14 protein-coding genes are annotated in these 14644 nt (G+C 65.4%); 10 read left to right on the top strand and 4 right to left on the bottom strand.

Features of this window, described 5'->3' with window-relative positions:
• Positions 1–36: 36 nt before the first annotated feature.
• From NUH88_RS12715 to NUH88_RS12675, 9 genes are read left to right on the top strand one after another with little or no spacing between them, the layout of a single operon-like run.
• Positions 37–1599 (top strand): ABC transporter ATP-binding protein, encoded by a 1563-nt coding sequence (locus NUH88_RS12715; RefSeq protein WP_257766785.1) that lies wholly within the window; start codon positions 37–39, stop codon positions 1597–1599.
• Positions 1596–2711, top strand: a complete 1116-nt coding sequence (locus NUH88_RS12710; RefSeq protein WP_257766784.1) for an ABC transporter permease — start codon at positions 1596–1598, stop codon at positions 2709–2711. Before NUH88_RS12715 ends, NUH88_RS12710 begins: the two co-directional genes overlap by 4 nt.
• Complete coding sequence (locus NUH88_RS12705) at positions 2712–3689, top strand: ABC transporter permease (protein WP_257766783.1); 978 nt, start codon at positions 2712–2714, stop codon at positions 3687–3689.
• Positions 3686–4510, top strand: a complete 825-nt coding sequence (locus NUH88_RS12700) for a purine-nucleoside phosphorylase (protein ID WP_257766782.1) — start codon at positions 3686–3688, stop codon at positions 4508–4510. Before NUH88_RS12705 ends, NUH88_RS12700 begins: the two co-directional genes overlap by 4 nt.
• The gene (gene deoC / locus NUH88_RS12695; protein ID WP_257766781.1) at positions 4503–5243 is read left to right on the top strand and encodes a deoxyribose-phosphate aldolase; all 741 of its coding nucleotides are present in this window, start codon (positions 4503–4505) and stop codon (positions 5241–5243) included. The genes NUH88_RS12700 and deoC overlap by 8 nt, the downstream gene beginning before the upstream one ends.
• A 10-nt stretch (positions 5244–5253) precedes the next feature.
• The gene (gene deoA / locus NUH88_RS12690) at positions 5254–6567 is read left to right on the top strand and encodes a thymidine phosphorylase (protein WP_257766780.1); all 1314 of its coding nucleotides are present in this window, start codon (positions 5254–5256) and stop codon (positions 6565–6567) included.
• Complete coding sequence (locus tag NUH88_RS12685; protein ID WP_257766779.1) at positions 6564–7787, top strand: phosphopentomutase; 1224 nt, start codon at positions 6564–6566, stop codon at positions 7785–7787. Before deoA ends, NUH88_RS12685 begins: the two co-directional genes overlap by 4 nt.
• Positions 7788–7798: 11 nt before the next feature.
• Entirely contained in the window at positions 7799–8317 is a 519-nt protein-coding gene (locus NUH88_RS12680) for a DUF2937 family protein (RefSeq protein ID WP_257766778.1), read from the top strand.
• The gene (locus tag NUH88_RS12675) at positions 8310–8897 is read left to right on the top strand and encodes a uracil-DNA glycosylase family protein (protein WP_257766777.1); all 588 of its coding nucleotides are present in this window, start codon (positions 8310–8312) and stop codon (positions 8895–8897) included. Before NUH88_RS12680 ends, NUH88_RS12675 begins: the two co-directional genes overlap by 8 nt.
• A gap of 19 nt (positions 8898–8916) precedes the next feature.
• Here NUH88_RS12675 and NUH88_RS12670 read toward each other — a convergent pair whose 3' ends face one another.
• From NUH88_RS12670 to NUH88_RS12655, 4 genes are read right to left on the bottom strand one after another with little or no spacing between them, the layout of a single operon-like run.
• Positions 8917–9648: a GntR family transcriptional regulator gene (locus tag NUH88_RS12670; RefSeq protein ID WP_257766776.1), complete on the bottom strand. Its 732-nt coding sequence runs from the start codon at positions 9646–9648 to the stop codon at positions 8917–8919.
• 40 nt (positions 9649–9688) lie between these two features.
• Positions 9689–11197: a tripartite tricarboxylate transporter permease gene (locus NUH88_RS12665; protein WP_257766775.1), complete on the bottom strand. Its 1509-nt coding sequence runs from the start codon at positions 11195–11197 to the stop codon at positions 9689–9691.
• 2 nt (positions 11198–11199) lie between these two features.
• Complete coding sequence (locus NUH88_RS12660) at positions 11200–11661, bottom strand: tripartite tricarboxylate transporter TctB family protein (protein ID WP_257766774.1); 462 nt, start codon at positions 11659–11661, stop codon at positions 11200–11202.
• 37 nt (positions 11662–11698) lie between these two features.
• On the bottom strand, positions 11699–12652 hold the full coding sequence (locus NUH88_RS12655; protein ID WP_257766773.1) for a Bug family tripartite tricarboxylate transporter substrate binding protein: 954 nt from the start codon (positions 12650–12652) through the stop codon (positions 11699–11701).
• A 146-nt stretch (positions 12653–12798) separates the two neighbouring features.
• Between NUH88_RS12655 and NUH88_RS12650 the strand changes: the two genes are divergently transcribed.
• Entirely contained in the window at positions 12799–14637 is a 1839-nt protein-coding gene (locus NUH88_RS12650; RefSeq protein WP_257766772.1) for a metallophosphoesterase family protein, read from the top strand.
• Positions 14638–14644 lie beyond the last annotated feature (7 nt).

Raw genomic sequence — 14644 nt, 5'->3', positions numbered from 1 at the left:
TCACCTTTCAGAATGACATCCGGGAACACTCGGCCCGTGGCGGGCGGCGGCAAGCCGCCCGCCATCGAATTGAAGGGCATCTCGAAAAGCTTCGGACCGGTCCAGGCGAACCGTGACGTAACGCTCCGGGTCATGCCCGGAACGATTCACGGCATCGTCGGCGAGAACGGCGCCGGCAAGTCGACGCTGATGTCCATCCTCTACGGTTTCTACCAGGCCGATGCGGGGGAGATTCTGGTCGACGGCAAAGGCGTGATCATCGAGTCGAGCCGGGCCGCGATCGACCTCGGGATCGGCATGGTGCACCAGCATTTCATGTTGGTGGAGACGATGAGCGTACTCGATAACGTGATGCTCGGTTCCGAAGGCGGCGCCTTGCTGGATGCCGGCGAAAAGGCGACGCGGCAGGAGCTGGCGCGGCTCTCCAGCGACTATGGCCTCACGGTCGATCCGGACGAGCTGATCTCCGATCTCTCGGTCGGCCAGCAGCAGCGGGTCGAGATCCTGAAAGCGCTGGTCCGCGGCGCCCGCATTCTGGTGCTGGACGAGCCGACCGGCGTGCTGACGCCGCAGGAGGCCGACCGGCTGTTCGAAATTCTCGCCGCGCTGAAAGAACGCGGCGTCACCATCATCCTGATCACCCACAAGCTGCGCGAGATCCTGGCCGCGACGGATACGGTCTCGGTCATGCGCCAGGGCGAGATGGTCGCGCACCGAACCACCTCCGAGACCAGCGCCGATGAGCTCGCGGAACTCATGGTCGGGCGCAAGGTACTACTCCGGGTCGACAAGAAGCCGGCCGAGGCGAAAGGCATGGTCCTTTCGGCCGACGGACTCACGGTGACCGACGCGCGCGGCGTCGAGCGGGTGAAGAATGCCTGCTTCCAGGTACGGGCCGGCGAGATCGTCGGCATCGCCGGGGTCGCCGGCAACGGACAGAGCGAGCTGCTCCAGGCGCTCGCCGGGATCCGGCCGCTTTCCGGCGGCTCCTTCAGCGTGAACGGCACAAGGATTGTCGATACTGGACACGCGCTCGATCCGCACGAGGCACGCCGGCTCGGCATCGCCCATGTACCGGAGGACCGCCATCATATGGGACTGGTCACCGCCTTCACCGCGCACGAGAACCACATCCTCGGGCATCACGATTGGCCGGATTTCAATCGCGGCCTGCTGCTCGACCGTGAAGCGGCGATCGCCGACTGCGCGGCGGAAATGGAACGCTACGACGTGCGCCCGCCGAACCCGCAGTTGACCGCCGCCATGTTCTCCGGCGGCAACCAGCAGAAGATCGTGCTGGCGCGCGAGCTGGAGACAAAGCCGAAGCTGCTGCTGGTCGGCCAACCGACCCGCGGCGTCGATATCGGTGCCATCGAGTTCATCCACAACACGCTGGTTTCGATGCGCGACCAAGGGGCCGCGGTGCTATTGGTCTCCGTCGAGCTCGACGAGATCATGTCGCTTTCCGACCGCATCCTGGTGATGTCGGCGGGACGGATCGTCGGCGAGATGGAGGCGGCGGAAGCTGACCCGCGCCGCATCGGCCTTATGATGGCGGACATTCCCGAAGAGGCCCCATGGGACGGAAAAGCCGCATGAGCCAGCCGATCAAATTGCCGCGCTGGGTCGATATCGGCGTCATCCCGGCACTCAACATCCTTGCCGCCCTGGCGGTCTCCGCGCTGGTCATTCTTTCCCTCGGGGAGGATCCCATCGAGGCCCTCGACGTCATGCTCTACGGGGCGTTCGGATATGACGAGGCGATCGGCTACACGCTTTATTATACAACCAACTTCATCTTCACCGGGCTCGCGGTCGCGGTCGCCTTCCATGCCGGTCTCTTCAATATCGGCGGCGAGGGCCAAGCCTATATCGGCGGGCTCGGCGTCGGGCTGCTGATTCTCGCCCTCGACCGCTGGCTGCCCTGGTACGCGATCCTGCCGCTGGCGATCGTCGCCGCCGCGCTTTTCGGCGGTGCCTGGGCGGCGGTTCCCGGCTGGCTGCAAGCCTATCGCGGCAGCCACATCGTCATCACCACCATCATGTTCAATTTCATCGCCTCGGCGCTGATGGTGCATCTGATGGTGAACGTGCTGATCAAGCCGGGCCAGATGTCGCCGGAAAGCCGGGAATTCGCCGAGAGCGCCTGGCTGCCTCTGGGGCACGAGATGTTTGCCGCGCTCGGGATCGACTTCTCCCGCTCGCCTCTAAACTTCTCTTTCCTGATCGCACTCCTCGCCTCCGGTCTGGTGGCGATCTTCATCTGGCGCACCCGCTGGGGGTACGCGATCCGCACCGTCGGACGCAACGAGACCGCGGCTGTCTATGCCGGGATCGATCCGAAGAAAACCGTGTTCCTCACCATGGCGCTCTCCGGAGCGCTCGCCGGAATGGTAGGGATCAACGAGATCATGGGCGTGCAGCACAAGCTGCTGCTGAACTTCACGGCGGGTTACGGCTTCACCGGAATCGCGGTCTCGCTGATGGGACGCAACCATCCTTTCGGTATCGTGCTCGCCAGCCTGCTCTTCGGCGCTCTTTACCAGGGCGGCGCCGAGCTCGATTTCGAGTTCGAACAGATCACGCGCGACATGGTGGTGGTGATCCAGGGCCTGATCATCCTCTTCTCGGGCGCGCTCGCCTACATGTTCAACCCGATGGTGGCGCGGCTGGCCGGCCGCTTCGCAGCGGCGCGGGGCCAGGAGGGTTAGATGGCGGAATCCTATCTTCTCGTCCTGCTCACACTGGACGCCACGCTCCGGGTCGCGACGCCGCTGATCCTCGCGTCGATGGCCGGCCTTTTCGCCGAACGCTCCGGGGTGATCGATATCGGTCTCGAAGGCAAGATGCTGGCGGCCGCCTTCGCCGCCGCCGCGACCGCCGCCGTGACCGGGTCGGCCTGGCTCGGACTGGTCGTCGCCATCCTCGTTTCCGTTGCGCTTGCTTTGCTGCACGGTTTCGCCTGTATCACTCACCGGGGCAACCAGGTGGTCAGCGGCGTCGCGGTGAACGTCATCGCCTCCGGCCTGACCGTGGTGCTCGGCATCGCCTGGTTCCATCAGGGCGGCCGCACGCCGACGCTCGATGCCGAATTTCGCTTCACCGAGCATGCCCTGCCGCTCGCCGAGGCCCTGCGCGGCATCCCGGTCCTTGGCCCGCTCTATTACGAGGTGATCAGCGGCCACAACTTCCTCGTCTATCTGGCCCTCGCGGTGGTCCCGCTCACCTGGTGGGTGGTCTACCGCACGCGCTTCGGTCTCCGGCTCCGCGCCGTCGGCGAGAACCCGGCAGCGGTCGACACGGCCGGGATCAGCGTCACCGGGCTGCGCTACAGCGCAATGGCCATCGCGGGTCTGCTGTGCGGTATCGCCGGCGCCTATCTTTCCACCGCTCATTCCGCCGCCTTCGTGCGCGACATGACGGCGGGCAAGGGCTACATGGCGCTGGCGGCGATGATCTTCGGCAAATGGAAACCGGTGCCGGCGCTCTTCGCCTGCCTGCTCTTCGGCTTTCTCGACGCGCTTGCCGTCAGGCTGCAGGGCGTCGAGCTACCGGTGATCGGCGTCTTCCCGGTACAGCTCATTCAGGCACTTCCCTATATCCTGACGGTGGTTCTGCTTGCCGGTTTCATCGGCAAAGCGGTGGCCCCGAAGGCAAGCGGCACCCCCTACGTCAAGGAGCGCACGTGACACCCTATTACGATGCTGCCGCAGCGGTCCGGAAAGCCTTGCCCGGCCGTGACGCGAAGATCGCCCTGGTTCTCGGGAGCGGCCTCGGCTCGATCGCCGACGCCGTCGAGGACGCCGCAAGCGTCTCCTTTGCAGATATCCCGGGCTTTCCGAAACCGAGCGTCGACGGCCATCACGGCAAGCTGGTGCATGGCACGCTCTCCGGCCGCCAGGTTTTCGTCCTGCAGGGCCGCGCTCACGCCTACGAGGGTCACGATCTCGCCGATGTGGTCCTGCCCGTGCGCACCATGGAGGCGCTCGGCGTCACCACGCTGGTGCTGACCAACGCCGCGGGCAGCCTGCGCGAGGAGATGGCGCCCGGCAGCCTGATGATGCTGACGGATCATATCAACTGGTCCGGTGCCAACCCGCTGATCGGCCCGAACGACGCCTCGCTCGGCCCGCGCTTCTTCGACATGACGCGGGCCTATGACCGGGAACTGCACGAGGTGCTCCGCCGCAGCGCGGAGGCGGAGGGCGTCATTCTGCACGAAGGGGTCTACCTTTGGGCGCTCGGGCCGAATTTCGAGACCCCGGCGGAAATCCGCGCCTTCCGCATGCTCGGCGCAGATGCGGTCGGCATGTCGACCGTGCCGGAGGTGCTGGCCGCGCGCCATGCGGGCCTCAAGGTTGCCGCAATTTCGGGTATAACCAATTTCGGTGCCGGGATGGTCGCGAACGAGATCCTCGACCATGAGCACACCCTGGCGCAGGGGGAGACGATCGCCGAGTCGATGACCAAGCTGCTGCTGCATTTCCTGAAGGACCCGTTCCATGAGTGACGCGGTGAAAGACGCCGCCCGGGCGCTCTCCATGCTCGACCTGACGAGCCTTGGCGAGGAGGATTGCCCGGACATCGTCGCGGCGCTTCTGCAGCGCGCGGAAACGCCCGCGGGCAATGTCGCCGCCGTCTGTATCTGGCCGCGCTTCGTCGCCCAGGCGAAGAGCGCGCTGGAAAGCACCGGCATCCGGGTCGCGACGGTCGCCAATTTTCCGCATGGCCGCCCTGACGTCGCCGGTGCCGTGGAGACGACGCATCAATGCGTGCGCGACGGCGCGGACGAGGTCGATGTGGTCTGGCCCTACGAGGCATGGCTCTCCGGCAACAGGGAAATTGCCCGCGATCTGGTCGCGGCCTGCAAGGAAGAGTGCGGCGACAGGGCCCACCTGAAAGTGATCCTTGAGACCGGTCGGCTGCAGACTGACGACGCCATCGCCGGATCCGCGCGCGATGCGATCGCGGCCGGAGCCGACTTCATCAAGACGTCGACCGGCAAAACCAAGATCTCGGCCACGCTGGAAGCCGCGCACATCATGCTGGATGCGATCCGCGAGAGCGGAAAACCGGTCGGCCTGAAACCCTCAGGCGGCATTCGCACGTCGGCGCAGGCGGCCGCTTTCCTGCATCTCGCCGACAAGGTTATGGGGCCGGACTGGGCGACTCCGGAGACCTTCCGCTTCGGAGCCAGCAGCCTGCTTGATGATTTGCTGGCCGCGCTTGACGGCGAGAGATAAGGCCAGACGCATGCTGACGCAGGAAATCATCCGCCGGAAACGAGACCGCGAGACCCTGACTGCGGAACAGATATCTCTCTTCGTCGAACGCATGTCGACGGACGAAGCGAGCCCGGCACAGATCGCGGCTTTCGGCATGGCCGCCTTCCTGAACGGCATGGAAACCGAAGAAACCGTCGCCCTTACGCTGGCGATGCGGGACAGCGGGAACGTGTTGAGCTGGGACGCTGAAGAGCTGGCCGGCCCTGTGCTCGACAAGCATTCGACCGGCGGCGTCGGCGACAAGGTCAGCATCATGCTGGCGCCGATGGTGGCGGCCGCCGGCGGCTTCGTGCCGATGATTTCGGGGCGCGGCCTCGGACATACCGGCGGCACGCTCGACAAGCTGGATTCGATCCTCGGATACGACACGGCGCCGACGGTGAAACGCTTCCGCCAGATCGTCGCCCAGGCCGGCTGCGCCATCATCGGCCAGACCGAGGACCTCGCCCCCGCCGACCGGCGGTTCTATGCAGTCCGGGACGTCACTGCGACAGTCGAGTCGATCCCTCTCATCACCGCCTCCATCCTCTCGAAGAAGCTCGCCGCTGGTCTGCAGGGTCTCGCGATGGATGTGAAGACAGGCTCCGGTGCCTTCATGTCCAATCTGGACGATTCCCGCGCCCTGGCCCGCTCCATCGTCGACGTTGCGAACGGCGCCGGGCTGCCAACGACGGCGCTGATCACCGACATGAACCAGGTGCTCGGCCATTCGGCGGGCAATGCGGTCGAGATCGGCGAGGTCGTCGATTACCTAACCGGCGAGCGCCGCGACGAGCGGCTGCACGAAGTGGTGATCGCACTCGGCGCCGAGATGCTTGTCACCGGCGGACTCGCGGCGGACCGGGACATCGCCCGCGCCGCCCTGCTCCGTACCCTCGCCTCCGGCGCGGCGGCGGAACGGTTCGAGCGCATGGTCTCCGGTCTCGGCGGCCCGACCAACCTGCTGCGCGAAACCTCGGCCCTCAGATCCGCCCCGATAACGCTGGCCGCCCTTCCGGACGAGACAGGAACTGTCGCCAGGATCGACACGCGGAAGGTCGGCCTTGCCGTGGTCGAACTTGGCGGCGGACGGCGCCGCGCCGAAGACAGGATCGACCACTCCGTCGGACTGACCGAGATTGCCGGGCTCGGCGATGAAGTCGGCCCTGAGCGTCCGCTGGCCCTCGTTCATGCGAAGAGCGAAGCGGACGCGGCGAAGGCAGCGGAAACGCTCAAACAGGCCTTCGCCGTCGGCGACGCACCGGAACCCGGCCCAGTCGTCGTGGAAACGGTGACCGGATGAGACGCGCCTTCCTCATCGTGCTCGACTCCGTCGGCATCGGCGGTGCCCCCGACGCCGCCGCTTTCGGCGACACGGGATCGGACACGGTGGGGCATATCGCAGAGGCCTGCGCTTCCGGGCACGCCGACAATACGGAACGGAACGGGCCGCTGCGTCTCCCCAACCTCTGCCGCCTCGGCCTCGGCAGCGCTGCCGAGGCGAGCACCGGACGCCTGCCCCCGGGCCTCTCACGTGCGGCAAAGGACGCGGCCTGGGGCTACGCTTCGGAGACCAGCAACGGCAAGGACACGCCGAGCGGACACTGGGAGCTCAGCGGCGTGCCGGTCTCGTTCGACTGGGGCTATTTCCCCGAGACCGAACCCTGCTTCCCGCGCGACCTGATGGAGAGCCTGGTCGCGGCCGGCGACCTACCGGGCTGGCTCGGCGACCGCCACGCGAGCGGCACCGTCATCATCCAGGAACTCGGCGAAGAGCATATCCGCACCGGCAAGCCGATCGTCTATACCTCGGCAGACAGCGTGTTGCAGATCGCCGCGCACGAGGAGCATTTCGGCCTGGAACGGCTTCTGAAGCTCTGCGAGACCGCGCGCGAACTCGTCGATCCGCTGAATATCGGCCGGGTTATCGCCCGGCCCTTCGTCGGCGACACACAGGAAACGTTCAAGCGGACGGCGAACCGGCGGGACTATTCCGTTCTGCCGCCGGAGCCAACCCTGCTCCGCCGCCACGCGGATCGCGGCGGACCGGTGATCTCCGTCGGCAAGATCGGCGATATCTTCGCCCATGACGGCACCGGCCGCGAGGTGAAGGCGCCGGACAATGACGCGATGTTCGACCTCATGCTCGATGAGACGAAAAGCGCGGGAGACGGCGCACTGATGGTGGTGAATTTCGTCGATTTCGACGTGCATTTTGGCCATCGCCGCGACCCGGCGGGCTATGCCGCGGCGCTGGAACAGTTCGACCGCCGCCTGCCGGAATTCGAAGCGCTCCTTGGGCCCGGCGACCTCGCCGCGATCACCGCCGACCATGGCTGCGATCCGACCTGGAAAGGCAGCGACCATACCCGCGAGAACGTGCCCGTGCTGCTGCTCGGCGGCGCGAAGCCTGCCGGCCCGGTCGGCCATCTCGCCAGCTTCGCCGATGTCGGCCAGAGCCTGGCCCGGCATCTCGGGATATCCGACATGCCGCACGGCCGGTCCTTCCTGAAAGCGGCCTGAGGGGGACGGCGATGAAGATGTTTCGAGACCTTTTTCTCATCGCCATGATCGCCTGCGGCGCCGTCGGCGGCTCGCAATTGCCGCAGCTCGTGCAGGAATACGAGCAACGGCTCGGCGGCGCGCGCGACGAGGCGCAGGCCGCGCACCGGCAGGATGTCGCCGAAGCCAAGGCTTTTGGTCTGACTCTGGAAGGTTTCGCCGAGCGCTACCGCGCCTCGGAAGACCAGGCGGTGCAGGCCGGAGCCGAGCGCATGCTGCAACGGCGCGACCGGGCGGAACGGCTCGACGAAGCCTATGCCGCTCTGGGCGCTGCGCCCTATCTCCTCCGGCCCTGGGTCGCCTTCACCCATCTCGAGACCGGCATCGCCGAGGCCACCTGGTCCTCTTTCCGGCCGACGCTGACCCTCGATATCCGCTTCGGCATTGCCGGCATCCTTGCCGGCTGGATCCTCCACGCGCTGCTCGCACTGCTCTGGCGGGCCCTGTTCCGCCGCCCGCCGAAGGAGAAGAACCGGTTCCGCCGTGCCTGAGGACCTGCCCGCCCTGAGAGAGCGGATCGCGGCCTGCCGGATCTGCGAGCAACACCTGCCGCTCGGCCCCCGCCCGGTCGTCGTCCCGCGGCCCGAGGCGCGCATCCTCATCGTCGGGCAGGCACCGGGCACCAAGGTGCACGAGAGCGGCATTCCCTGGAACGACCGCTCCGGCGACCGGCTGCGCGACTGGCTCGGGCTCGATCGGGAGACCTTCTACACCTCCGAACGCCTCGCCATCATGCCGATGGGGTTCTGCTATCCGGGGGTCCTGCCGAACGGCGGAGACGCGCCGCCGCGGCCGGAATGCGCCAGGAAATGGCACGATCCGCTGCTCGCCCATATGCCCAGTATCGAGCTGGTGGTGCTGGCGGGCATGTACGCCCAGGCGCATTACCTCGGCAAAGCACGGAAGAAGACGCTGACGGAAACGGTACGGGCTTGGCGGGAGTACGGCCCGCGCTACCTGCCGCTGCCGCATCCGAGCTGGCGCAGCGGCAATATCCTGAAGAGGAATCCCTGGATCGAGGCGGAAATCCTGCCGCATCTCCGCGCCGAGGTGGCGCGGCTGCTCGGTTAGGAAACAGCGGCCCGCCGTTTCAGATCAGGCGGGTGTCGATCCTGACGAGGTCCCCGCGATAGACCACCTCGCCGTGATAGACCAGCCGGCCATCGACGCCGATCACCTCGCGCAACAGTTCTCCGACCGGCGCGCCCACGATGAGGTTCAGGATGTCCGCTGTCTCCGGCCCCGCGCTCCCGATCGTCACGCTCTGGGTTGCCTCGCCGATCTCGAAGCCATCCAGGCCGCCGAGCACGCGCAGCACCATATCGTTTCGGAACGCCTCCGGCGCACGGCGATAGAGATCCTGATCTAGATAGAGGTCGGTATAGGCGTAGGCCAGTCCCTCGACGAAGTGACGCCGCCGCATGAAGACATAATTTTCCGCGAGATCGCCCGCTGACCTGTCCCGGAACACCGGGTGTTGGTCTTCACGCAGGAGCAGGACCTCGTTTTCCATCGTCCCGCGCGTGTCCGCGTAGCCCTGCATCAGGTCCGACCAGGTCGTGCTGAGGCGCAGCCACTCCCTTGCGTTGCCCGTGTCGGCGACGAAGGTGCCGCGTCCTTGCTGCCGTTCGAGAAGACGTTCGTCTTCAAGAATCTCCACCGCCTTGCGCACGGTGATCAGCGAAACCCCGAAATCGACCGCAAGTTGCTCGAGAGAGGGGAGCCTGTCGCCCCGCTTGAGCATCCCGGAACGGATCTGCCGACGAAGCCCGTCGCAGACCAGCCCGTAAAGTTTGACGTCACCCACTCTCGTCACTGCCATTCTCTCGGCTTTTCTCCCCGGTGGCCGTTCTCGCGACGCCCTACCCGGCTTCAACATAACGCCGACGCCCCACACTCATCCAGATCAGCGACGCCGCACCGATCGCCAGGAAAAGGGCACTGAAAGGACGCGTAAGGAAAACCGTGGCGTCGCCGGCAGAAAGTGTCAGGGCCAGGCGCAGGTTCCCCTCCGCCAGCGGTCCGAGGATGAAAGCGATAAGCAGGGCGGCCGGACTGATTCCCCAACGCTTGAAGAAATACCCGATTACCGCGAACACGACCATGACCTTCACGTCGAAGATACTCTGGTTGGTGCTGTAAGCTCCGACGAGACAGAAGAACGCGATCGGCGGCAACAGCAATGCCCTGGGAAGCGATCCGAGACGAGCCGCGAGCGGCAGCAGCGGCAGGGGGATCAGAAGCAGGAAAATGTCTGAGATCAGCAGCAGCGCGAACAGCGCATAGACGAATTCCGGCTCCTCGGTCATCAGCAGCGGTCCGGGGGCGAGCCCGTGGATCATGAACGCGCCCATGATGATCGCGACCGAGAGCGATCCCGGAATGCCTAGAGTGATCATCGGGACAAGAGCCGTGCCGCAGACCGCGTTGTTCGCCGATTCCGCCGCCGCGACGCCCTTGAGCTCGCCTTTGCCGAAAGTCTCGGGATGTCCGGAGGTGACCCGTGCCTGATCGTATCCCATGAAGGCTGCGGTAATGCTGCCGACACCGGGCAGCGCGCCGCAGATCGAGCCGATGATGCTGGAGCGGAAAATGACGCCGGCCGATCTCCTGATGTCGCGGAACGACAGCCACGCTCCGCCGAAACGCGTCGGCACCGGCGCCGCCGCCGAGCCGCGCTCGGCAAGCACCTCGCGGAACTGCACGAAGACCTCGGACATGACCAGCAGCCCGATCGTCATCGCAAGCAGGTCGAGGCCCTGGTCCAGATCGTGGATGCCGAGCGTAAGGCGGCGCTCGGCGGTCATCGGATCGAGTCCGATCGATCCGAGAACCAGGCCGATCGCGGTCGCGATCAGGCCTTTCAGGATGGACTGGCTACCGGTTCCGGCGACGATCACCAGCGACATCAGGATAAGCGAAGTCAGGTCCGCCGGACCGAACTTCACCGCCAGCTCGGAAATCGCGGGCGCTCCGATGAAGAGCAGGCCATCCGAGAAGAGCGCGCCGAAAACGGAAGCGACCAGGGCCATGGTCATGGCCTGCATGGCCTTGCCCTGGCGGGCGAGCGGATATCCGTCCGCCGCCGTCGGCGCCGCTTCCGGCGTGCCGGGCGTATTCAGAAGGATCGCTGATATCGAGCCGCCGAAGACGCTGCCTTTCCAGCAGCCCATCAGGATCGAGATCGAGAACAACGGGGACCAGTGGAAGGTAAGCGGGATCATCAAGGCGATCGCCATGGTTCCGGAGAGTCCCGGAATGGCACCGAGTATCACGCCTGCCCCGACCCCGAGCGCGACGGCAAGAAGGTTCGCGGGCAGCAAAGCGGTGCCGAACGCGTCGGCAAGAATGCCAAGGATCGACACATCCATGACTACCAGAGGTCCCCTTTCGGAAGCGGCACGCCGAGCAGCAGGTCGATCGCGCCGTAGAGCGCGGCCACGGTCGCGGCGGAAACCGCGGCGGCGGGAAAAGGGCGGCGGCCGAGCAGGAGGTAGAGACAGAGCTGGAGGCTGAAGCCGACCAGCAGGACGCCGAAGCTCTCAAGCAGGAAAGCGTGCAGCGCCGCGATTCCGGCTGCCGCGACCAGTCGCAGCAGCCGGGTGCGGTGGAGCGGATGATCCGACGCCCCGTCCTCAAGGGATTTCCCGGCACCGCCGAGCGCCGAGGCGGCTAGAGCGACCGAAAGGAACAGCAGACAGCCTGCGCCCATGCTCGGAAGGATCGATGCCTCGTAGTCGAATGGACCGATGCCCTGTCTGATCAGCCAGAGCACCATCCCTGCAAACAGGGCGAGCCCGAACCCGATCAGGACGTCCGGATGACATATCCGCATTCCACCTCGCTCCTCTCTGCCCTTGATCTCGCGCGGCTTACTTCGGGAGACCGAGCTCTTTTAGCAGCAGGCCCCAGTCCTTACCCATTTCGGCCAGCATGGATTCGTATTCCGCTCCCGGCAGGAAAGCCGGGTAGAGGTCGAGTTTGGCGGCGGATGCAAGGACTTCGGGATCCTCCGCCGCCGCCTTGACCGCGCCCTCGAGCTTGCTGCGGACATCGTCAGGAATGCCGGCCGGCGCGATGATCGACATGTAGGACACCTGGGCGAAGGAGAAGCCCTTGTCGAGGATCACCGGCATGTCCGGGATCTGCTTGAACGGACGGGCACTTGTCACCAGGATCGGCTTGACCTTGCCGATTTTCACCGGCTGCAGGATCGGGCCGATGGTGTTGTTGACGATATCGACATGGCCGCCGACGAGCGCGGCAATGGCCTTGGCCCCTCCTTTGAAAGGAACATGCCGCCAGGAGATCCCGATCTCCTTGGCGATCCTCTCCATCATCAGATGATTGGTCGTGCCGGTGCCGACGCTGCCGTAGGTCACCTTTCCGGGATTGGCCTTCGCGTACGCGACCAGCTCCTCCCAGGTATCGTAGGGCGCATCCTGCTTGGCGAAGATGCCGTAATCGTAAGGCATCACACCTGCGATCTGGACCACGTCCGATGGCTTGTAGGGCAGTTCGCGCAGCTGCGGCAGAATCGCCAGAGCCGGCATGTTGGCCGTTCCGATGTGATAGCCGTCGGCCGACTTCTCCGCCGTCGCGGCCACGCCAAGCGTCCCGCCGGCGCCGCCCGTGTTCGAGACAACCACATTCTGTCCGAGCACGGCGCCCATCTTGTCGGCAAGCAGCCGCGCGACTGTGTCGGTCGAGCCGCCGGCACCGAAATTGACGATCATCTCCACGGGCTTGGTCGGGAAGTCGGCGGCCGGGACGGGGGCCGTTGCCGCCAGGAAAAGGCCTGCCGCGGCCAGTAATCTCTTCATCATGTCTGCACTCCTGTTCGGTGATCCCAACGGCGTTGACCGCCATCTTGATTTCGAATGATTATGTCATTATGAAAACATAATGTCTTGGGTGATTGTCAAGCCCGATGACGGCAGAAACACGGGATCGACAGGGAAGGCATCGACGAATGACAGGAACTCAAGCCGGGAAGGCAACGCGCGCACGGACGGAAAAGCCGCTCTTCACCTTCGCCGTCGTTTCCGACACCCATATCGGACCGGTGGACGGAGTCACCCCGTCGCCCTGGCAGTCGAACGGCCTCGCGAACGACAGGGCCCGCGCCGCCATCGCGCGGGTCAACGCGCTCTCGCCCGATTTCGTCATCCACCTCGGAGACATGATCCATCCGACCCCGGACCAGCCCGGATACGGCGCGGCGGCAAAGCGGTTCCGAGAGATCTTCACCGATCTGGAGGCACCGCTCCATCTGGTTCCGGGAAATCACGATATCGGCGACAAACCGGCGATCTGGACACCGGCAAAATGCTGCACCGAAGATTTCATCGGCCTTTACCGGGAGCAGTTCGGCGCCGATTTCGGAGCGTTCGGCCACGGTCCGGCGCATTTCATCATGGTGAACAGCCAGATCATCAATACCGGAACCGAGCGCGAGAAAGTGCAATGGGACTGGCTTGAGACGGAGCTCGAGTCAAACCGGGACAAGCGCCTCTTCCTGTTCGGTCACCAGCCTCTCTGGGTCGCCAGCTCGGACGAGGAGGAGCATTACGACAACACCGCCGAACCGGGGCGCAGCCGGATGCGGGCTCTGCTCAAGAAGTACGGCGTTGAGGCCTGGATGTCCGGCCACATCCATACCTTCTTCTACGAACGCGACGGCAACACGGAACTCTATGTCCTACCGGCGGTCAGCGCCCTGCGTCTCGACTATTCGGAACTGTTCAAGGTGCCCCCGTCTGGCCCCGACGAATTCGGCCGGAACGATGCCCCCAAGCTCGGCTTCGTCTTCGTCGAGATATTCGAGAACGGCCACATCCTGCACCACATCCGGAGCAACGGGGAAACGCACGTTGACGGCGGCGCTCCGCCCGCAGCACCGCTTTCGCCCCGTCTGCATTCGAAACTCGGTACGCTCTTGCCGATCGGCGTCGAGTTGCGCGACCCCTGGGCGCTCCCGATCGAAATCGCCTATTCGGGTGTGGTCGATGCGTTCGGGCGGAAACCGGCGCGGGACGATTACCGTCTGCTCGCCCTCTGGGAAACCGGATTGTCCCGCCTGCGCATCCCGTTCGAAGACATCCGCAATCCCGAGAGCCGGGCCCGGGCGCGGGCTCTGAATGCCTGCGGATTCCGCTTCTCGACTTTCCTCTTCCGCCTTCCCTCGGAGGCGGCGCGGAAGCAGCTCGTGGAGGCGCAGGATTTCCTTGAACAGGTCAATATCATCCTGCCGATCGACGAGGTGGCCGGGGCGGCGGACGGCTTGCGGACGCTGCGCGACGTCACCGGTCTTCGCGTCTATCTTTCGCCGCTGCGTTCTTCCGCCGATCACGGCCATTCCGTCGATGGACGTTTCGCCCACGTGATCGATCACGGCTTCGCGCCCGTCGAACTTGCGTTGCTGGACCGGCTCGGGCTCGGCGAAGGAGGCGATCCCTATGTTGACGGCGTGGTCTTCGAGACCGTGCGGGAGACCCTTCCCTGCAACGTCATCGAGCCGATCCTGGCCGCCACCGATGCGCGGGGACTCAGTCTCAGTCTGACCGTCAAGATGGGCGGTCCGAACCCGGCCGCGCTGGCCGGCAACAGGAAGGATGTGTCAGCGATGGTTGTCGATGCGCTCGACGCCGCACGGAACGTCGGCAAAGGGGAAATTATCCTGGACACACTGAGCGACGTGGACCGCGGCTATTTTCCACGCTTCGGTCTGTTCGACCGGCGCATGAACCCGACGGAAACGAGCGAACGCTTCCTCGCACATCACGCAGCGCTGATCGGGGCAAAGCCCTGACGGCGAT

The organism is Nisaea acidiphila, assembly GCF_024662015.1.
GTDB classification, from domain to species: Bacteria; Pseudomonadota; Alphaproteobacteria; order Thalassobaculales; family Thalassobaculaceae; genus Nisaea; species Nisaea acidiphila.
This window is presented reverse-complemented; position numbering and strand designations above follow the sequence as displayed.